Origin of the sequence: Planotetraspora kaengkrachanensis, assembly GCF_016862895.1 — a bacterium.
Lineage (GTDB): Bacteria > Actinomycetota > Actinomycetes > Streptosporangiales > Streptosporangiaceae > Planotetraspora > Planotetraspora kaengkrachanensis.
The window spans coordinates 195,676-215,501 of the sequence record NZ_BONV01000017.1; the positions used below are offsets into that span (position 1 = coordinate 195,676).

Below are 19,826 nucleotides of genomic sequence, written 5' to 3' on the forward strand. Positions count from 1 at the left end.
TTTTTCACGCCCCGAATCTGTAACGATCGTTCAAGATTTTTAGCTGACGGCCTCCGCGGCCGCCCGCCTGCCGTACCTGCGGAGTTTCTGCACTTTCAGCACATATCGCAACATTCGGCCGCACCCCGCGGCCGGTTCAATCATGGGGGAAAGCACATGAAGAAGATCGGCGTCGGCATCATCGGAGCAAGCGTCGGCGGATGGGCCTCCATCAGCCACGTCCCCGCGCTCAAGGCCCTTTCCGACTACGAACTGCGCGCGATCAGCACCTCGCGCCGGGAGTCGGCCGAACTCGCCGCCAAGGAGTTCGACGTCCCGGTGGCGTACGACGACCACAGGGACCTGATCGCACATCCGGATGTCGACCTGGTCGTGGTCGCGGTGAAAGTCACCCACCACCACGCGCTGGTCTCGGCGGCGCTGGAGGCCGGGAAGATGGTCTACAGCGAATGGCCGCTGGGCGTGGACCTCCGTGAGGCGGCCGAGCTGACCGAGCGGGCCCGGGCCGCGGGCGTGCGCACGGTGATCGGGCTGCAGGCCCGCTTCTCCCCCGTAATCCGTTATGTCCGCGATCTGGTCGCCAACGGTTACGTCGGCCGGGTGCTCGGCACGACGATGGTCGGGTCGGGTCTGTCCTGGGGGCCGGAGACCGACCGCGCCCACGCCTACATCTTCGACGCCGCCGCCGGAGCGACACTCCTCACCGCGGCGGGCATGCACGCCCTCGAGGCGGTGAACTTCGCGCTGGGGGACTTCGCCGGCGTCTCGGCCAACCTCGTCAACGGCCGCACGGAGGTCCGGGTGGTGGACGAGGGGACCACGATCCCGGTGACCACAGCCGACCAGCTGTCCGTCATGGGGACGCTGGACAGCGGCGCGGCCCTTTCCTTCTTCTACCGCGGCGGCTTCTCGCGGGGCGACAACCTGCGCTGGGAGATCAACGGCACCGACGGCGACCTCATCCTGACCGCGCCGGGAGCCAACGGGAACCTGCAGGTGGCGGACGTGAAGCTGGAAGGCGGCCGGGGCACCGACGTCGGGATCGCCGAGATCACCGTGCCGGCTCACTACTTCGATCCCGTCCCCCGCGCCCTGGCCGCGCTCCCGCAGAACGTGGCGCAGACCTACGCGTTCCTGGCCAGGGATCTGCGCGAGGGCACCGACACCGTCCCCGGCTTCGACCACGCCCTTGTACGGCACCGCCTCGTCGACGCGATCGAGCAGGCCTCCCGGACCGGGACCGTCCAGTCTCCGGCATGACCCCGCGCGATCCCTCGCGACATCGGCCGCGAATCGCTCTCTCGCGGAATTCGGTCCCGATGACTAGAATCATGTTCTATTTTCCGGCTCCGACTGCGAGGGAGCGGCATGGGCGAGCTGAAGGTCACCTGCGATCCCGAGGAGGTCGGCTTCGACAGCGGCCGCCTCCGGCGCATCGACGCGCACTTCGCGTCCTACGTCGACGACGGACGGCTTCCCGGCTGGCTCGTGCTGGTCGCCCGGCGCGGCGAGATCGCACACCTGTCCACGTACGGAACCCGCGACATGGCCTCCGGGGCGCCGGTCGAGACCGACACCCTCTTCCGGATCTATTCGATGTCGAAGCCGATCACTTCGGTCGCGGCCATGATGCTCTACGAGGAGGGCGCCCTCGAGCTGACCGACCCGATCAGCCGCTTCATCCCCTCGTTCGCCGACATGCGGGTCTACGAGAAGGGCATGGCGGTCAGGCCGGTCACCCGCCCCGCCACCGAGCCGGTACGGCTGTGGCACCTCCTCACCCACACCGCCGGACTGGTCTACGGCTTCCAGCACGTCAGCGTCGTCGACGAGATCTACCGCAACGCCGGCTTCAACCGGGGCCTCCCGGGGGACCTCGACCTCGCCGAGGTCGTGGACCGATGGGCGGCGCTGCCCCTGCTCTTCGAGCCCGGCTCGCAGTGGAACTACTCCGTCGCCACCGACGTGCTCGGCCGGGTGGTCGAGGTGGTGTCGGGACAGTCGCTCGACCGGTTCCTGGCCGAACGGATCTTCGACCCGCTGGCGATGACCGACACCGGATTCTCCATCTCCGCCGACAAGGCCGACCGGATGGCCTCGCTCTACACGGCCGACCCGAACGGACGGGCGACCCTCCTCGACATGGGCGACTCCGCCTTGCGACAGCCCAGGGCGCTGTCGGGCGGGGGCGGGCTGATCTCCAGCGCCGCCGACTACCACCGGTTCACCCAGATGCTGTCGCGCGGCGGCGAACTGGACGGCGTACGGCTGCTCAGCCCGCGCACGGTCGCGTACATGACCCGCAACCACCTGCCCGGCGGCGCCGATCTCGAGCAGTTCGGCCGGCCGGTCTTCGCCGAGGTCTCCTATGCCGGCGTCGGCTTCGGACTCGGCTTCGCCGTGGTGCAGGACGCCGCGAAGCACAAGGCCCTGGCCTCGGAGGGCGAGTACAACTGGGGCGGCGCGGCGAGCACGACCTTCTGGGTGGACCCGGCGGAGCAGGTGACGGTCGTCTTCCTCACCCAGCTCACACCCTCGAACGCCCACCCGATTCGGCCGCAGTTGCGGCAGTTGGTCTATCAGGCGCTCGTCGACTGACCGGGGACGCCCGGGCGCGCCCCGGGAGCCCGGTCCCCGGCGCCGCGCCCATCTCCGGTCCGATCACGTCTCGGAATCCTAGGTGTCACGCACCCATAGTAAATAGGACAATCAGGCCATAACGTGACGGAGTGGAAGTACTAGCTGACTTGCTTCGTGCCCTCCGCAACACGGCGCCGCTGGACGCACTGATGCGGCTGCGCGGCCACCGGCGCATGTTGCGATGCGAAGAGGTGGCCCTCATGGCCGGCCTCGACCCGGTCTACTACACCCGTCTGGAGCAGGGGCTGGAATCCCGCCCACCCGACGACGTGCTGAACGCCCTGGCACGCGTCTACGACCTCGACTCCGATTCCACCGACCACCTGTACCGCGTCGCCCACCCGGCGGGACAGGTCCAGATCTCCCAGAAACTGCAGAAGACCGTGGAGAACTGGTACCACGCGCCGGTCTTCGCGGTGAACCACCAGTTGGACGTCCTGGCCGCCAACAGCATGGCCCGTGTGCTGTTCAAGGGCATGGATCACACCGACAACCTGATGCGGCACGCGTTCCTCGCTCCCGGCGCCCGCGAGTTCTTCCCCAACTGGGAGCGGGAGGCCCGCTCGAAGGTGGCCCACCTGCGCGCGGCGGCCGAAGAGGACGACGACGCACCCGCCCTCCACGACCTGGTGGACGAGCTCTCCTCGGAGAGCAGGGAGTTCCGCCGGATGTGGTCGAACCGGGACGTGCACGTGGACGAGTACAAGCACATGCGCCACCACGAGATCGGCGACGTCGACCTCCGGCACGACACGTTGTCCGTCCAGAGCAGCCCGGGCGTGCTGCTCTTCGTCTGCCACGCCGACCCCGGCAGCGCGGCCGAGGAGTCCCTGTCCCTGCTGAGCATCCTCGCGGCGGACGAGGATGTGAACTCGAACTCGGACTGACCCGGCCGACCGGCCCGCCCCGGCACGGTCGCTACATTGGCTGGTCATGCTTCAAGGCCGGAACGACGATCAGCGCGTCATCGACGACCTGCTCGACGGCGCACGCGCGGGACGCAGCGGGGTCCTCGTCGTCTACGGCGATCCGGGTATCGGCAAGACCGCCCTCCTCGGATACGCCGCCGCGCGGGCCTCCGGGTTGCGCATCCTGCGCAGCACCGGTGTGGAGACCGAGGCGGAGCTGCCGTTCGCCGCACTGCACCAGTTGCTCCGGCCCGTGCTCGCCTCCGTCTCCGCGCTCCCCGAACCACAGGCCAACGCCTTGAAGGGGGCGCTCGGGCTCTCCGGGGCGGCCGGCGAGGACCGCTTCCTCATCGGCCTCGCGACGCTCTCCCTCCTGGCGGAGACGGCGGAACAAGGCCCGATCGTGTGTCTGGTGGACGATGCCCACTGGCTGGACCGGCCGTCGGCGGACGCCCTGCTGTTCGCGGCCAGGCGCCTTGACGCCGAGGGGATCGCGCTGGTCTTCGCCGCACGGGACGGCTTCCGGTCGCCAGGGCTGCCGTCGTCGCGTCTCGATCCGCTGGACGCCGAGGCGGCCGCCGCCCTCCTGTCGGAACGCGCGCCCGACCTGCCCGAGGGGTTCAGGGCACGGATCCTCGATGAGAGCGGCGGCAACCCCCTGGCCCTGATCGAGTTGCCTCGTACGGCCGACGCCCACAGCCCGCTCCCGCTGCCCGGCAGGATCCAGGAGGCGTACGGGGCACGCCTCGCCGGTCTTCCGCACGGTGCCCGGCTGATGATCCTGCTCGCCGCGGCCGAGACCGCCGGCGACCTCGGCGTGCTGCTGCGTGCGGGGGCCGCGCTCGGCATCGGGGCCGAGGCGCTGGGCGTCGCGGAACATGCCGGTTTCCTCTCGCTCACCGGGGCCACGGTGAGCTTCGTCCATCCTCTGATGCGTGCCGCCGCCTTCCACTCGGGCACCTTCGACCAGCGTTTCGCCGTACACGGCGCGCTCGCCGAGGCGCTGGACGGCCAGGAAGATCAGCAGGCCTGGCACCTGGCCGCGGTGGCCCTCGGCCCGGACGAGCGGGCCGCCACCGCGCTGGAGAAGAGTGCGGAACGCGCCAGGGAGCGGAACGGTCACGCCGCTGCCGCGACCGCGCTGGAACGGGCCGCCGAGTTGACCGCCGACCGGTCCCTCCTGGCCGAACGGCTGACGGCGGCCGCCGTCGCGGCGGCCGACGCAGGATCACCCGAACGGGCACAGGGGCTCGCCGAGCGTGCCGGCCGATACGCGGACGATCCACGATCAGTCGCCAGGCTCGCCGAGTTACGGGCCAGGGTCGCCTTCGAACGCGGCTCGGTCCACACCGCGCACGACCTCCTGGTGTGGGGGGCACAGCAGGTCGCCGACCTGGATCCGGTGACCGCCGGCCTCATGCTGGTCGACGCGGGCCGCAACGCGTGGCAGCTCAGTGACCCCGAGCGCCTGGGAGAGGCCGCCGTACGGCTGCGCGCGCTGCGGCTGCGGCCGGAGGACGGCCTGGACACCGCCGTCAACGCGGTCGCCGCGGCGTCGGACTCGCTCAACCTGGGCCCGGCCGGAGCGCTGTCGGGCATGCGCCCGCTGGTGGAGGACGCCCGTCGGATCAGGCAGGGCTCGTACGGGTTGCGGATCAACGGCGCGTTCGTGGCCGGACTCGTCGGCGACTTCGCCGCGCAGCGGGAGATCTCCGCCGGTGTCGTCGAGGAGTGCAGGACCGGGGGCGTGGCCGGCTTCCTGCCGGTCGCCTACGTCACGCTCGCCTCCGCCGAGCTCTACCAGGGCCGGTTCAGGAGCGCGCTCGCCGACGCGTCCGAAGGGCTGCGCATCGCCACGGACATCGGTCAGCCTCACCGGACCGGATACCTGGAGGGCATCCTCGCCTGGGTGGCCGCGGTGGAAGGGGACGACGTCCGCTGCGCGGAGCTGGCCGGGCTGTGCGCCGAGCACTACGCCGCGACGGGGATCGCCAACGGCCTGGCCTGGGCGCAGTGGGCGGCGGCCATGCTCGATCTGAGCCGGGGACGCAACGTGGAGGCCGTGGACCGTCTCGACGACGTGCTGGCCGGGCCGGTGCGCCACCAGATCCAGGCGGTACACTTCGCGGCCGACCAGGTCGAGGCGGCCGTCCGAGCCGGCAGTCCCGACCGTGCGAAGGAGCCCCTGGCGAGGTTCGCGGAGTGGGCTGCCGCCGCCCGGCGGGACTGGTCCGACGCGGTGCTGCTGCGTTGCCGAGCCCTGGTGGAGGGCGGCGAGGAACATTTCACGGCCGCCCTGCGCCTCCATGGGCCGGGCGAACGGCCCATGGAACGCGCGAGAACCGAGCTGCTGTACGGCGAATGGCTGCGCCGTGAGCGCCGTAAGCGGGAGGCCCGCGCCCACCTGCGGTCCGCTCTGGAGATCTTCCACCGGCTCGGCGCGCGCCCGTGGGCCGAGCGGGCGGGCGCCGAGTTGCGCGCCGCGGGCGAGGCCACGGCGCCGTCCGCCGCGCCCGACCGGCTCGCCGACCTGTCCCCGCAGGAACTGCAGATCGTACGGCTGGCCGTCACGGGCCTGACCAACAAGGAGATCGGCGCCCGGCTCTTCGTCAGCCCGAAAACCGTGAGCTACCACCTGTACCGGGCCTTCCCCAAGCTCGGCGTCGCCTCCAGGATCGAGCTCGCGCGGCTGGACCTGGGCGAGTACTGAGGCGAGTACTGAGGCGTCTCCCAGGTCATGTCGGCCTAGATCAGGTCTCCCCGGGCGCGTGTCAGAACGGGTGTGACCGACGCGAGCACGGCGAGGACGACGCATCCTCCCGTCACCGCGCCGACCGCCGGCCAGGGCAGGCTGATGGCGAGGGGCCCGGCGATCTGGACCAGTGACACCCACAGACCGCCCAGACTGACCGCGGCCACGCCACCGGCCAGGATCACCCCGATGGTCACGACCAGCAACGCCTCTCCGATGACGTAGCGCACCACCTGGGCGCGCGTGGCGCCGAGTAGGCGCAGCGCCCCCCGTTCCGCCGCATGGTCGGACGCCGCCATCAGCAACGTGTTGACCAGCGCGATCGCGGTGTAGGCGAGGATGATGCCGAGGACCGCCAGCAGCCCGAGTCGGCTGGCTGAGCCGCGGCGGTCGCCGCCCTCATCCGCCCATCGCGCCTTGGTGAGCGCCCGTGCGTTGTGCCCCGCGGTGGCCTGCTCCAGCATCGCCTGAACGGTCGTCCGGGACGCGCCGGGCCGCAGCTTCACATAGGCCGTGGTCACGGGCGCGGAGAAGGCGTGCGCCGGTGTGATGTAGGAGTCCGCCTGCGCGCCGGCTCCGAGCAGTCCCACCACCGTGAGGGAGACCTCGCTGCCGTCCGCCTGCCACAACTTCACCGTCTCACCGAGCCTCCGCTCCCACGTCTCGGAGACCACGATGGTGCCGTCGTTCAGGCCCGTGAGCGATCCCCCGGCCACCGGCGGGTCCAGCGTGGTCGCGAGCGTGGCCGGGTCGACGGCCTCGGTGGGCCGCCGGATGAGCGCGGTGGCACCCTCGAGGGTGTAGACGCTGGTGGGAGCCACGGGGGCGACGTCCACACCGGGGATCGCGCGAAGGCGCCGCACAAGCTGCCTGTCCAGGCCCGCCGCGCCGGTGGGGAGCACCACGTAGTCGGCCCGGACAGGTGCGGACTCCATGGCCGTCTTCGCGTCGTCCGTCATCGCGGCGGCGCCGAGCAGCGCGGCCGCCAGGCCCACGGCGATCAGCACGGGGGCCGCCGTCGCGGCGGTCTGCCGGGTGGAGGCGGCAGCGGCGGCGGGCACCAGGGTGCCGCCCGCGCCGCGCAGGCGCGCGAGCGGCCCGGCCAGCAGGCGGGTGACCGGTCGGACCACGGCCGGGGCGAGCAGCCCGACACCGGCGACGAGAAGCATCACGATCGGCATGAACGACTTGTCGTTGGACGCCCCGGAGGGGTCGGCGACCGCCGTCACACCCATGCCGACCAGTGCGGCGCCGAACAGTCCGCCTCCCACGATCCACCGGCCCCAGGTCATCGCCCGTGCCTCGACGACCGTCTCACGCATCGCCTCGGCCGGGTGGACGCTCCCCGCCCTGCGGGCGGCCACCGCCACTCCCAGCATCGCGACCGCCACGCCGGTCGTGAACGCGACGACCGACGGCCAGACCGCGTGGCTCGGTGTCAGCCACGCGGGCGCCATCCCCGAAGCGGTCAGCCAGTCCAGGATCGGGCCGGAGGCGAAGGGCCCCGCCACCGCCCCCAGCGCCGACGCGGCCACCGCCACGAAACCCGCCTCGCCGTACACCATGCGGCGCACCTGACGGCGGGTAGCGCCGACCGTGCGCAGCAGGGCGAACTCCCGCCGCCGCTGCGCCACCGCGAACGCGAACGTCGAGGAGACCACGAAGACGGCGATGAACACGGCGAACCCGGCCGCGATGCCGACGATCGTGGCGGCGTTGTTGCGGGCCCGCTCGTCGCCTTCGCGGGTGGGGTCCACTCGGGCACGATCATTCCCGGTGAGCACCACCGCCCTGTCCGCGACGGCGGCGCGCACCTCCTGGGCCGGCCGCCACAGGGCGAGCGCGTCGATCCGCGGCGAGAGCCGCGCGGCCCGGGCGTCGGTGAAGAACACCGTCGCCTGCGGTCCCGCGTCCGTGACCCCCACCACCGTGTACGGCTCGGCGCCATCGGCGGTGACCACCTGGACCCGGTCCCCGACTCCGGCCCCGGCGCTCACCGCGATCTCCTGGTCGGCTGCGGGGGCCCGGCCGGCGAGGAGCCGCTGCGGCACCGTACGCGCGGCGGACCAGGGCCGTCCGACGGAGGCGGGGCCACCGGAGAGCCGGGCGGGGAAGACCCGGTCCACGACCGCTCCGGGCAGGGTGGCGGCGAGGTCCGCGGGCACGCCGCGCGGCTCGGCCAGCGGCGCGCTCTGCGGCCCACGCCAGGTGTCGACGACGAGCCGGTCGTCGGCCACCACCACGACGGGCGCCGCCGCGTACCGCTGCGGGCCCCGGTCGGGCGACCCGACGGTCGTGTCCAGGACCTGGCCCATCGCGGCGATCAGCCCCGCGCCGAGCGCGAGGGCGACGAACGTGCCGACGAACGACGTGAGGCGGGTGCGCAGAGTGGTCAGCGCGATGGTCAGCACGACTCCTCCAGGGCCAGCATCCGGGAGGCCACGACCTCAGCGGTCGGGTCGGCGAGTTCCCCGCAGATCCGGCCGTCGGCCAGGAACACCACACGGTCGGCGTACGCCGCGGCCGCGGGATCGTGGGTGACCATCACGACCGTCTGCGCGTGCCTGTCGACGAGGGAGCGCAGCAGTCGCAACACGTCGCGGCTGGTGTTGGTGTCCAGGGCGCCCGTCGGCTCGTCGCCGAACAGCACGGCGGGCCGGGTCACCAGCGCACGGGCGATGGCCACCCGCTGCTGTTGTCCGCCGGACAGTTCGGCCGGACGGTGGTCCGCCCGGTCCTCCAGCCCCACAGCGGCCAGACTGTGCCGGACCACGTCGTGATCGGGACGGCGCCCGGCGAGACGCATCGGCAGTCCCACGTTCTGCGCCGCCGTCAACGAGGGCAGGAGGTTGAACGCCTGGAACACGAACCCGATCCGGTTGCGCCGCAGCAGCGTCAGCTTCCGCTCGCTCAGCGACGTCAGGTCCGTGCCGCCGACCGTGACCCGGCCCGAGGACGCCTTGTCCAGTCCCGCGGCGCACTGCAGCAGCGTCGACTTGCCCGACCCGGACGGCCCCATCACGGCGGTGAAGGTGCCATGGCGGAAACCGATCGTCACGTCGTCGAGCGCGGTGACTCCGTGGGGATAGAGCTTGGTGACCGACACCAACTCCACCGCGGTGTCGAGGCCCTCCATGAGTTGCACAGCCATCCCGTCCGTCCATGTCAGCGAGGTGCTCGGGACTGGAAAGCTACGGAGACGAATGTCCGTCCGGTATCGGACGAGTGACCAGTCGCGGTCCGGAAGTCGATCTCGATATGGCCGAATCTGATCCTGCTTTTCCGTTCCATGACAGCCACACGACTCACTTGGGGCTAATAACCTGGCGTGTATGCCAACACGGGGGATATTTCGGACAGAGGTAGGTCGAGGCGTCGCGTTGCTCCTGGCACTCGGGGTCGCCGGGGGCGCCCTGGTGGCGGGGATCTCGTTGCCGGCGGTGGGCGGCATCGGCGTCGGGATCGTGACCGCGTCGAACGACCTGGACATCAATCCGGCCGATCTCGTGGAACCTCCGCTGCCCGAGAAGTCGACCGTGGTGGACGCGAACGGTCACCAGATCGCCCAGTTCTACGACCAGTACCGGGTGAGCGTCTCGCTCGACCATGTGGCCGACGTCATGAAGACGGCGATCATCTCGATCGAGGACTACCGCTACTACCAGCACGGGCCGATCGACATCGAGGGAACGGTCCGCGCCCTGTCGAAGAACGTGATCGCGGGTGGCGTGAGCCAGGGGGGCTCCAGCATCACCCAGCAGTACGTCAAGCAGGTGATGCTCAACAAGGCCACGACCAAGGAGGAGCAGGAGGAGGCCCTCCAGCCGAGCTACGGTCGCAAGCTCAGCGAACTCCGGTACGCGATGGGCATGGAGCGGAAGTACACCAAGGACCAGATCCTGGAGAAGTACCTCAACATCGCCTACTTCGGCGCGGGGGCCAACGGGATCGAGGCCGCGGCCAAGCGGTTCTTCGGAGTGTCGGCGTCCAAGCTGAACCTGACCCAGGCGGCGACGCTGGCGGGAGCCGTACAGCAGCCCAACAGCACCGACCCCTCGGCCGGGAAGAAGAGCCAGGACCGGCTGCTGGCGCGGCGCAACACCGTGCTCGACCGGATGGCCGAGCTCAAGAAGATCACCCCGCAGCAGGCCGCGGCGGCCAAGAAGAAGCCGCTCGGGTACAAGGACACCCCGCTCCCCGGCGGATGCGAGTCCAGCAAGTACCCCTACTTCTGCATGTACGTGCGCGCCGACATCCTCACCAACCCCGCGTTCGCCGCCTTCGGCAAGACGGCCGACACCCGCGACCAGTTCCTCAAGCGCGGCGGCCTGACCATCAAGACCACGCTCGACCCGAAGATGCAGGCCGCGGCGGACAAGGCGATCAAGGACCGCGTCTACGCCACCGACAACCCGGTCGCGTCCGAAGCACTCGTCGAGCCGGGGACCGGCCAGATCAAGGCCATGGCCGCCAGCCGGAAGTACGGCACCAACAAGCGCAAGAAGCAGATCTCCTACAACGTGGTGGCCAACGTCGCCCACGGCGGCGGCACGGGCTTCCAGGCCGGATCGACCTTCAAGGTGTTCACGCTGCTCACCGCGCTCAAGCAGGGCTGGAAGCTCAATGACGGGATCCAGAGCCCCGCGGGCTACACCGCGCCCGGCTACGCCGCCTTCAAGAACTGCAAGGGCGAGAGCATCGGCGACCCGACCCACACCGTCACCAACGACGAGGGGTCGGGCGGGTTCAAGACCCTGCAGACCGGCACCTGGGAGTCGGTCAACACGTTCTTCGTGTCGCTTGAGCAGCGGGTCGGCCTGTGCAACGTGGTCAAGACCGCCAAGTCGCTGGGCATCAAGCGCGCCGACGGCCAGCCGCTGCAGGAGTACGAGACCTTCACGCTCGGCATCAACGAGATGGACCCGGTGACCCTCGCCACCGCCTACGCGACCATCGGCGCGCGCGGCATGTACTGCCCGCCCCAGGCCGTCACCGCGATCACCGACCGCAACGGCAAGACCACGACGTACAAGCCGAAGTGCAAGCGGGAACTGGACCCCGAGGTCGCCGACGCCGCCGCGAACATCCTCACGGGAGTCTTCGGCCCTTCGGGCACCATGAGCGCCGTCGGCGGCATCGGCCGCGACGCCGCCGGCAAGACCGGCACCAGTGACGACTCCTCGACCGCGTGGTTCGCCGGATTCACCCCCGACCTCGCCGGCGCGGTGAGCCTGGGCGACCCCCGCGGAGCGGCCACCCACAAGCTGAACAACGTGACCATCGGCGGCACCACGTACGGCTCGGTGTTCGGTGCGGACATCTCCGGCCGGATCTGGAAGTACACCATGATCGATGCCCTGAAGGGCATCAAGGCCACGGACTTCACCCCGGTGAACACCGCACGCTTCGGCGGCTGCGGCAACAGTTGCGCGCCCAGGAACGAGGAGCCGGAGCACGAGGGCGGTCCCGAGAATCCGGACGGCAAGCCCGGCGGTCCCGGCGGCGGTCCCGGCGGACCCAACGGCGGTCAGGCGACCGGCGGCCCCAAGACCGACGGCACCGCCGGCTGACACGACGGAGCGGTGAAAAGGAGGGCGGGCGTCGACGACGCCCGCCCTCCGTGTTTTCCGTGTCTCCGTGTTTTCCGTGTCTCCGTGTTTTCCGTGGTTCCTCTCGTTTTCCGTGTCCTCTTCCGTACGGCTTCCGTACGGCTTCCGTACGGCGACTCCCGCGTACGGGGGACCCCACCGATGCGCGGGAGACGGACCCCCCTCCTGAGAGGGAGCGGCGAAATGGCTCTCTTCGGCGATGCCCTTTGAGCTGGAGAAATCCACCATTGAGGCGTTAAGGAAACCGCTGAGGGAGTCCCCAGAATGAACCCCAGAATCGCGTTCGTCGCAGCACCCCTGCTCACCATGGCCTACGGAGTGATCCGGATTCTCGACGGGCTGGACGGCAGCCGGGGCCCCGGCCTCGCCTGGACCACCGGTCACCTCGCCTTCCTGGGCGCCCTGACCATGTTCGTCGTGACCTTCGTGCACATGCGTCGGATGGCTGGAAGCAACACCTTGTCCACAGTGAGCGCCACGATCGGGATCGTCGGCATCCTGTCGCTCAGCGCACAGTTCGTCATCGACATGATCGTCGGCTTCCTCTCGGCCGACCACGCCGCCATGGGCGTCCATTTCGAACGCATCCAAGCCGTTCCCGGCGTCCTGTTCGCGGTCTACACCGTCGTCCCGGTCTTCTTCTTCATCGGCCAGTTCGCGCTCGCCACCCAGCTCGCCGTCCAGCGTCGCGTCAAGGCCTGGACGTCGGTCCTGGTCCTGCTCGACTGCGTCGTGCCGAACCTCGACAAGGACCTCATGCCGCTCGGCGCCCTCTTCCTGCTCGTCGCGTTCATCCCGCTCGCCGGCCTGGTCTCCCGCACCGCCGGGCCCGCTCCCGTCGCCGCGTGACGAACACCTTTTGGGCGGCCCGTCCCCGGGCCGCCCCGTCGGCGTTTTCGCCGGCTCCGCGTACTGAATGGTCCGGAAGAGGGGGAAAATTGAGCCTCGTGTCCGCTTTGCCGTTTCTCGCCCCGGCGCACAGCCGGTTGCGTTCCCTCCCCCCGCTGGGGGTGGACGCGGCGCTCGCCGTACTGGTGCTGGTCGTGCAGATGTGGCCGCTCCTGTCCCGGTCGAATCCCTCCGGCGGACCATGGGACCGGTGGGGCTACGTGGTGGTGGTCGCCTCCGCCGTACCGATCGTCTGGAGACGCCGGGCGCCGGTGACCGCGCTGCTCGCCAGCGTCATCGCGACCTCCCTCTACGACCTGGCGGACCAGGTCGCCGCACAACCGATCTGGTACGGCGGTCTCATCGCGCTCTACACCGTCGCGGCCTACTCGCCACCAGTGCGCCGCGTGGTCGTCCTGGTCGTCACCACTGGCGGCGGCCTGCTTCTGGTCGGCTCCTCGGACACCGCGCTGCGCGGCATCGTGCTGTTCGTCGCCGCGTACGCCGTCGGCCGCGCCTCCGCCGCCTCCCGCGCGTACGCCGCGGCGCTGGAGGAGCGAGCCGTCCAACTGGAACACGAACGCCGGGCCGAGGCCGAGCGGTCGGCCGAGCGCGAGCGGGCCCGGATCGCCCGGGACATGCACGACATCCTCGCCCACGCGGTCAGCCTCATGGTGGTGCAGGCCGAGGCGGGCCCCGTCGTGGTCAGGAACGATCCCGCCCGCGCGGAGGCTGCGTTCGACGCGATCGCCGCAGCGGGCAGGGACGCCATGGTCCAGCTCCGCCGCATGCTGAGCGCGCTCAAGGAGGACACGGGCCCGCGAGCACCGCAGCCGACCCTCGACGACCTCGCCGGGCTGTCCGACCAGGTCGCAGGCACCGGGCTCGACGTGGTCTTCTCCTCGTCCGGTGAGCCGAGGCCGTTGCTCCCCGACATCGAGGTGGCCGCCTACCGGGTGGCGCAGGAAGCCCTCACGAACATCGTCAAGCACGCCGGCGCCACCCGCGCCGACATCCGGCTCATCTGGCAGGACGACACACTCATGATCAGCATTACCGACGACGGCCGGGGTTCGGACACGTCCTTCCCCTCCGGCGGGAACGGCCTGATCGGCATCCAGGAGCGCGCGAGCGCCCTGGGCGGCTCGGCGACCGTGGGTCCCCGCTCCGACGGGCCGGGCTTCCAGGTGCTCGTACGGCTCCCGCTCGCGGAATCGGTGCCGGCATGACCGTGAGGGTGGTGGTCGCCGACGACCAGGAGCTGGTGCGCGCCGGGTTCAGCATGATCCTCGACGCCCAGGCCGACATCGAGGTGGTCGCCGAGGCGGGCGACGGGGCCGAGGCCGTCGCCGCGGTCCGCGAACACCGGCCTGACGTGCTGCTCCTCGACATCCGCATGCCCACGATGGACGGAATCGAGGCCGCCGGCATCGTGTCCGCGGAGACCGACTGCCGAGTGGTCATGTTGACGACCTTCGACCTGGACGACTACGTCTACGACGCCTTGCGTGCGGGCGCGAGCGGGTTCCTGCTCAAGGACGTACGTCGTGACGATCTCGTCCACGCGGTGCGGGTGGTGGCGGCGGGAGACTCACTCCTCGCCCCGTCGGTCACCAGAAAGCTGATCGCCGAGTTCACCTCCAGGACCGTCGCCCGCCCCTTCGCACCGTCCACGGAACGGCTCGCCGTACTGACGGCGCGCGAGCAGGAGACACTCCGGATGATCGCGCGCGGCCTGTCCAACGCGGAGATCGCCGTCGAGATGGTGCTCAGCGAGCACACGGTCAAGACGCACGTCAGCAACGTCCTCACCAAGCTCGGGCTGCGCGATCGGGTGCAGGCGGTGATCGCGGCCTACGAGACCGGCCTCACTGTCCCCGGCGGGTAGCCCCGGAGGAACAGGAGGCGATTGTTCTTTTTCGTCCGGAATTCTCACATTCTTAATGGCTCTAATACCTGGTTGCCGAAATGACGGTCTCGACGGGTAATCTCTAGATCGTTCTGGCGCGTCCAACCGCACGGACCCGATGAGCGTGCCCCTGACCCGGTGGAACCCTCGCGTCCGCATCGCCCTTTCACCCCTTCATGGAGATCAAAAGTCAGTGAGAAGCACCACCCCCCTCTCCGCGGTGCTGACGGCGGCGCTGTCCGCCTCCATACTGGTCGCGCCTTCAGCGGCCCTCGCCTCCGACGCGTCGACGACGGCCGTCCCCGCGCCGGCCTCGGCACGGGCGACCGGCGTCGTCTACAGCCGGACGATCCGAGCCGTCGATCAGAAGGTCACTCCGTCCAAGCTCGACTTCCTGCACCCGCGGGTGACCGCGACCGGCAGGCTCCTCCGGACCGACCCCACCACCGGAATCGAGGGGCCGCACCAGTCAGCGGGCGTTTGGCTGTGGATCGACGGCTCCATGGCGGGATACACGACCACCGAGGCCGACGGGAGTTACCGGCTCACCGCGATGCCGCTCAATCCGGGTAAGCCCATGACCATCAGCGTCAAGGCGTACGACCCCGACGTGGCGAGCGGGAATTTCGTCACCTTCAATTCGGTCACCGTGCCCTCCACGGTCAACAAGACCCGGATCAGGTTGGACAAGCCGACCCAGCGGTTCAACTACGGGACGAAGCTCACGATTCGCGGGGTGGTCGAATTCCTCGACGGTGCGACCTGGAAGCCCGCCCCCGGCGTCTCCGTGGAGTACGACTTCCACACGAAGAGCAAGTCGCGCTCAGACGGCCGTTTCAGCGTCACCCTCCCCAACCTCATCAGCGACGACGGACCCTGGACCGTAGAGACCACCTCGTACGCGACCATGGACTACGAGCCGAGTCCCTTCCTCGCCCCGGCCAAGGCGACGGTCAAAGTCGACGTCGTCAACAAGGTGTTTCTCTGCCTGTGCTACAGCAGGCTCAACAGATTCTCCCAATTGGAGATCGAGGGCAGCTTTTCCACCAGCGGCATCAAGCAGCCGCCGAGCCGCAAGGTCTATCTCCAGCAGTCGAGCAACGGCAAGACCGGCTGGAAGACCGTCGGCTCGATCACGCCCAGTAAAATGGGCGGCTTTCTGCCGAAAGTGCCGGTCCCTCATCCCAAGGGCTACTGGCGGCTGTATTTCCCCGCCCAGACCGACTTCCTGGCGGCCTACAGCAGAGTCGTCCACCATTCCCGCGTCGAGACCCGGATCACCGGCTTCAACGCCTCACCGGAGCCGGTTCGCAAGGGCCGCGCCATCACCGTGAAGGGCACGCTGCAGAAGCTTTCCGGCAGCAGGTTCGTCCATATGACCAAGCGCCGGGTCGACTTCTACTTCCAGGCCAAGGGGAGCAAGACCGCCAAGTACATGGGAAACACCGTCATCAATTCCAAGGGCCAGTTCAGCAAGAAGTTCGTTGCGGTGAAGGACGGCAGCTGGAGCGCGACCTGGGAGACTTTCAGCTCGACGTACGTCAACGCCCACAGCATCAAGGACTACGTCGACGTGCGCTGACCCGAGTCGGGAACCGATCACGTCGGGCCGGTGCCGTTCGGGTGCCGGCCCGGCACCTTCGGTCCGCTACGGCGCCCGCAGCCGTTTCATCGCGGAGCTGGGCAGGGGCGGCTGGGAAATGGTGAGCGCCGCGTATCCCGACCACTCTCCGGTCGTGCTCTGGTTCAAACGGCCGATAGAGAACTGAGGTGTCCACGCCTCACCCGGGCGCCCCAGGCCTGGTGACCGCCCGGGCCAGCCGGGTCGCCACGTCGGCGGTCACCGGGGAGCGGGCGATCAGAATCCGGTACCACATCAGCCCGTAGATCTGGTCGATCGTCATTTCCAGGTCGGTTTCGGCCGGCAGTTCCCCGCGGTCCAGACCTCGGACAAGGAGGCCGCGGAGTTCGTTTCTCCGGGCGGAGATGAATTCGCGCATTCCGTCGGCGGCCACGGTGTCCCGCATGGCTTCGGCCATGAGGCCGCGCAGCAGGGGAGCCACCTCGTCCACCGCACGGAAGGTGTCCGCGAGGAAGGCCTCGAGGTCCGTGGTGAGTGCGCCGGTGTCGGGGACGGTCACCTCTTTCTGAGCGCGCTCGACCGTCGCCTCCAGCAGCACCGCGCCCTTGGACGGCCACCATCGATAGATCGTGTGCTTGCTGACGCCCGCGGCCTGGGCGATGGCGTCGATCGAGACCGCCATGCCGTCCGGACCGGCGAGCAGTTCCGCGGCGCGGTCCAGCACGGCCTGGCGCACCGCGGGATTGCGCCGGCGTCCCGTGTGAGGACGGGGCGCGACAGGCTCACGAGCGAGTTCGGGCGACACGTGCCGACCCTACCATTTGACGAAACCATGAGTTCCGGCAAAGCTTTGACGGAACCTATGGTTTCGTCAACTGCTCGAACGTCGCACACACGGGGGATGCGATGGATCTGAATCTGCGCGGCAGACGCGCGCTCATCACCGGCTCCTCGAAGGGCATCGGCGCCGCGACCGCGGAAGCGCTGGCCGAGGAGGGCTGCGACCTGCACCTCGCGGCCCGCAACGAGTCCGCGCTCGACGACCTCTCGCGCCGTCTGCGTGCCGCCCATTCCGTCGACGTGTCCGTGCATCCGGTCGACCTGCGGCGGCCGGAGGATCTCGAGCGCCTGGCCGGTGACGTGCCGGATCTCGACATCCTGGTCAACAACGCGGGCGACATCCCCGGCGGGTCCCTCGACATCATCGACGGGAAGGCGTGGCGGCACGGCTGGGACCTCAAGGTCTTCGGCTACGTCGATCTCACGCGCCTCGTCTACGCGCGGATGAAGGCCCGCGGACGCGGGGTGATCATCAATAACATCGGCAACGCCGGAGAGCGGGTCGACTCCAACTACATCGCCGGCAGTTCCGGCAACGCGGCCCTCATGGCGTTCACCAGGGCCCTGGGCGGGCGCAGCCTGCACGACGGCATCCGCGTGGTCGGCGTGAACCCCGGACCGGTGGCGACAGAGCGGATCCTCACCCTCCTCGAAAAGCGCTCGGGCGAGAAGAACGCGTACGCCGACCTCATGGCCGGCTACCCGCTCGGCCGGGCGGCGGACCCGCGCGAGATCGCCGACCTCATCGCCTTCCTCGCCTCCGACCGCTCCGCCTACACCAGCGGAGCCGTCTTCACCGTCGACGGCGGCATGTCCGCCGCGGGAGCCTGACCCGCGGCGAATTCGGGCCCCGGGCGCATCCGTGCCGACGATCAGAAGAGGGTCGGCGGCTCGGCCGGAATGGGCTCGGGCAGAGGGTCGACCTCGGGCAGACGCGCCCGCACCTCGTCATGGAAACGACGGGCGAGCGTCAGCGCGTCGGCGTTGTCGGGCGTGTGGATGAACACCGTCGGCGAGCGGCCCTCCCGCAGCCATTCTGTGACCGTGCCGACCCAGGGCCGCCATCCTTCGACCGTGTGCTCGGTGGCGTCCCTGCCGAGATAGCGGACGATCGGGCGGTCGGTGAGCGCGGCCGTCCGGCGTGGCACACGCGGTTTCTTCCCCCACGCGTCACGTTCGGCGTCGCTGGTCGGCGGACTCCGGAAGAGGGTGACGGTGTCGAACGGAATCCACTCCGCCCCGACCCCGGCGAGGACCCTTTCGAGAAGTCCTTCGGATCGCCTGTCGTCGAAGAACGCGCGGTGGCGCACTTCGACGGCGTACCTGTACGTGCGGGGGAGCCGGCGGAGGAATCCCGCCAGCCCGCCGAGATCGGCCGGACCGAACGAGCCCGGCAGTTGGATCCAGAGCGCGTGGGCCCGCGGCCCGAGCGGCTCGATGGCGTCCAGGAACGTACGCAGTTCCTCGTCCGCGCCGTTCAGCCGCCGCTCATGCGTGATCGACCTGGGCAGCTTCACCACGAGACGGAAGTCCGGGGCGGTCTGCCGCGCCCACGACTCCACGGCGCTTCTCGCGGGGATCGCGTAGAACGTCGTGTTCCCCTCCACCGCGTTGCACCAGGTGGCATAGGCCCGCAGGCGCTCCCCTGGGGGAAGCGGATGGGGCAGCAGACGCCCCTGCCACGGCGCGTGCGTCCACATCGCGCAGCCCACGTGTAATTTCATGACCGGTCCAGCGGAGCAGGAAGAGGCACGCGGACACCGTAGCGTCGCCGGGATCACCGATATCCGCCGACGTCGCTCTCCAAAATGGATCGCGCGGGCGGCCGCCCTGCGGGTTTCATGGCGCCGTGCCCATTTCGTGTGGAAGGCGGGGCGGATGAGTTTCAAGCTGGAGGCGCCGGTCCTGGAAGGTGCGCTCGTGCGCCTGGAGCCCCTGGACCATCGTCATGCGCCGGACCTGGCCGTGGCGGCGGAGGAGGATCGACAGTCGTACGGGTTCACCTGGGTGCCCAGGGCCGATGAGGTCGCCCAGTACATAGACGCGCAACTCGCCCGTGCCGCGACGGGACGGCTCGCCCCGTACGCGCAGGTGGCCAAGTCGACGGGGCGCGCGGTCGGGGCCACGTCCTACTGGGATCCGCGGATGTGGCCGGCGGAGGACCGCCTGTGCGCCGTCGAGGTCGGGTTCACATGGCTGGCCACGTCGGCTCAGGGCACCGGACTGAACGCCGAAGCCAAGCTGCTGTTGTTCGGCAACGCCTTCGAGAACTGGGACGTGGCACGTGTCGATCTGAAGACGGACGCACGCAACCAGCGGTCTCGCGCCGCGATCGAAAAAGCGGGCGCACGGTTCGAAGGGGTGCTGCGGAACTGGTCGCAGTCGTGGGCGCCGGGAGAGGAGGGCCGGCTCCGCGACAGCGCGGTTTACTCGATCATCGCGACGGAGTGGCCGGACGTTCGGTCACAGCTGGAACAGCGGTTGACCAGGGTGCTGGAGCGCTCATAAGCCGGAGCCACGCAGCCCTCTACCGGCCACAATCACGGCTATTCGCTTAAAGTGCTACGCCCTACCCGAATTGGCAATTCACGCCTGGCGAGAGCCTCCACAATTACTCACAGGTATGACTTGCTCACCATGTGTGCCCGTGGAATGATTCGTATAGACGTTCGAATCTTTTGTTCGGGGGTGGGGTGGG

Annotated in this window: 15 protein-coding genes; 11 read left to right on the forward strand and 4 right to left on the reverse strand. The window is 69.7% G+C overall.

Annotated elements, in window-relative coordinates; genetic code table 11:
• Nucleotides 1-156 precede the first annotated feature (156 nt).
• The 4 genes from Pka01_RS20280 to Pka01_RS20295 all read left to right on the forward strand — a co-directional run bounded on the left by Pka01_RS20280 (nucleotide 157) and on the right by Pka01_RS20295 (nucleotide 6,258).
• A complete protein-coding gene (locus Pka01_RS20280) occupies nucleotides 157-1,260 on the forward strand; it encodes a Gfo/Idh/MocA family protein (protein ID WP_203884378.1) in 1,104 nt (367 codons plus the stop codon).
• A 108-nt stretch (nucleotides 1,261-1,368) separates the two neighbouring features.
• Nucleotides 1,369-2,598, forward strand: a complete 1,230-nt coding sequence (locus Pka01_RS20285) for a serine hydrolase domain-containing protein (RefSeq protein ID WP_203884379.1) — start codon at nucleotides 1,369-1,371, stop codon at nucleotides 2,596-2,598.
• A gap of 131 nt (nucleotides 2,599-2,729) precedes the next feature.
• Nucleotides 2,730-3,527, forward strand: a complete 798-nt coding sequence (locus Pka01_RS20290) for a helix-turn-helix transcriptional regulator (RefSeq protein WP_203884380.1) — start codon at nucleotides 2,730-2,732, stop codon at nucleotides 3,525-3,527.
• A gap of 46 nt (nucleotides 3,528-3,573) precedes the next feature.
• On the forward strand, nucleotides 3,574-6,258 hold the full coding sequence (locus Pka01_RS20295) for a helix-turn-helix transcriptional regulator (protein WP_203884381.1): 2,685 nt from the start codon (nucleotides 3,574-3,576) through the stop codon (nucleotides 6,256-6,258).
• A 35-nt stretch (nucleotides 6,259-6,293) separates the two neighbouring features.
• Here the strand turns inward: Pka01_RS20295 and Pka01_RS20300 are convergent, their stop codons facing one another.
• Nucleotides 6,294-8,711: an ABC transporter permease gene (locus Pka01_RS20300; RefSeq protein ID WP_203884382.1), complete on the reverse strand. Its 2,418-nt coding sequence runs from the start codon at nucleotides 8,709-8,711 to the stop codon at nucleotides 6,294-6,296.
• Nucleotides 8,705-9,451, reverse strand: coding sequence for an ABC transporter ATP-binding protein (locus tag Pka01_RS20305; RefSeq protein ID WP_239115148.1), 747 nt, complete (start codon nucleotides 9,449-9,451; stop codon nucleotides 8,705-8,707). The genes Pka01_RS20300 and Pka01_RS20305 overlap by 7 nt, the downstream gene beginning before the upstream one ends.
• Before the next feature lie 229 nt (nucleotides 9,452-9,680).
• Here Pka01_RS20305 and Pka01_RS20310 point away from each other — a divergent pair, with 229 nt between their 5' ends.
• From Pka01_RS20310 to Pka01_RS20330, 5 genes are all read left to right on the forward strand, one after another.
• Nucleotides 9,681-11,870 carry a transglycosylase domain-containing protein gene (locus tag Pka01_RS20310; RefSeq protein WP_308442256.1) on the forward strand — a complete coding sequence of 730 codons (2,190 nt, stop codon included), beginning with the start codon at nucleotides 9,681-9,683 and terminating at the stop codon, nucleotides 11,868-11,870.
• A 303-nt stretch (nucleotides 11,871-12,173) separates the two neighbouring features.
• A complete protein-coding gene (locus Pka01_RS20315; RefSeq protein ID WP_203884384.1) occupies nucleotides 12,174-12,758 on the forward strand; it encodes a hypothetical protein in 585 nt (194 codons plus the stop codon).
• 98 nt (nucleotides 12,759-12,856) lie between these two features.
• Entirely contained in the window at nucleotides 12,857-14,026 is a 1,170-nt protein-coding gene (locus Pka01_RS20320) for a sensor histidine kinase (protein ID WP_203884385.1), read from the forward strand.
• Nucleotides 14,023-14,685, forward strand: coding sequence for a response regulator (locus Pka01_RS20325; protein WP_203884386.1), 663 nt, complete (start codon nucleotides 14,023-14,025; stop codon nucleotides 14,683-14,685). Before Pka01_RS20320 ends, Pka01_RS20325 begins: the two co-directional genes overlap by 4 nt.
• A 214-nt stretch (nucleotides 14,686-14,899) precedes the next feature.
• Nucleotides 14,900-16,288, forward strand: coding sequence for a hypothetical protein (locus tag Pka01_RS20330; protein ID WP_203884387.1), 1,389 nt, complete (start codon nucleotides 14,900-14,902; stop codon nucleotides 16,286-16,288).
• 199 nt (nucleotides 16,289-16,487) lie between these two features.
• On the opposite strand, the gene Pka01_RS20335 is transcribed toward Pka01_RS20330, so the two are convergent.
• Nucleotides 16,488-17,093, reverse strand: a complete 606-nt coding sequence (locus Pka01_RS20335; RefSeq protein WP_203884388.1) for a TetR/AcrR family transcriptional regulator — start codon at nucleotides 17,091-17,093, stop codon at nucleotides 16,488-16,490.
• Nucleotides 17,094-17,194: 101 nt separating this feature from the next.
• Between Pka01_RS20335 and Pka01_RS20340 the strand changes: the two genes are divergently transcribed.
• Complete coding sequence (locus Pka01_RS20340; RefSeq protein ID WP_203884389.1) at nucleotides 17,195-17,959, forward strand: SDR family oxidoreductase; 765 nt, start codon at nucleotides 17,195-17,197, stop codon at nucleotides 17,957-17,959.
• Between the two features lie 41 nt (nucleotides 17,960-18,000).
• On the opposite strand, the gene Pka01_RS20345 is transcribed toward Pka01_RS20340, so the two are convergent.
• Nucleotides 18,001-18,852, reverse strand: a complete 852-nt coding sequence (locus tag Pka01_RS20345; protein ID WP_239115149.1) for a DUF72 domain-containing protein — start codon at nucleotides 18,850-18,852, stop codon at nucleotides 18,001-18,003.
• A gap of 154 nt (nucleotides 18,853-19,006) precedes the next feature.
• Between Pka01_RS20345 and Pka01_RS20350 the strand changes: the two genes are divergently transcribed.
• Nucleotides 19,007-19,636 (forward strand): GNAT family N-acetyltransferase, encoded by a 630-nt coding sequence (locus tag Pka01_RS20350; protein ID WP_203884390.1) that lies wholly within the window; start codon nucleotides 19,007-19,009, stop codon nucleotides 19,634-19,636.
• Nucleotides 19,637-19,826: the final 190 nt, after the last annotated feature.

Excerpts from the sequence above, each read along its gene's own strand:
- Pka01_RS20280 (WP_203884378.1), top strand. The coding sequence starts at position 157 with ATGAAGAAGATCGGCGTCGGCATCATCGGAGCAAGCGTCGGCGGATGG.
- Pka01_RS20285 (WP_203884379.1), top strand. The coding sequence starts at position 1,369 with ATGGGCGAGCTGAAGGTCACCTGCGATCCCGAGGAGGTCGGCTTCGAC.
- Pka01_RS20295 (WP_203884381.1), top strand. The coding sequence starts at position 3,574 with ATGCTTCAAGGCCGGAACGACGATCAGCGCGTCATCGACGACCTGCTC.
- Pka01_RS20305 (WP_239115148.1), bottom strand. The coding sequence starts at position 9,451 with ATGGCTGTGCAACTCATGGAGGGCCTCGACACCGCGGTGGAGTTGGTG.
- Pka01_RS20315 (WP_203884384.1), top strand. The coding sequence starts at position 12,174 with ATGAACCCCAGAATCGCGTTCGTCGCAGCACCCCTGCTCACCATGGCC.
- Pka01_RS20325 (WP_203884386.1), top strand. The coding sequence starts at position 14,023 with ATGACCGTGAGGGTGGTGGTCGCCGACGACCAGGAGCTGGTGCGCGCC.
- Pka01_RS20340 (WP_203884389.1), top strand. The coding sequence starts at position 17,195 with ATGGATCTGAATCTGCGCGGCAGACGCGCGCTCATCACCGGCTCCTCG.
- Pka01_RS20345 (WP_239115149.1), bottom strand. The coding sequence starts at position 18,852 with ATGAAATTACACGTGGGCTGCGCGATGTGGACGCACGCGCCGTGGCAG.
- Pka01_RS20350 (WP_203884390.1), top strand. The coding sequence starts at position 19,007 with ATGAGTTTCAAGCTGGAGGCGCCGGTCCTGGAAGGTGCGCTCGTGCGC.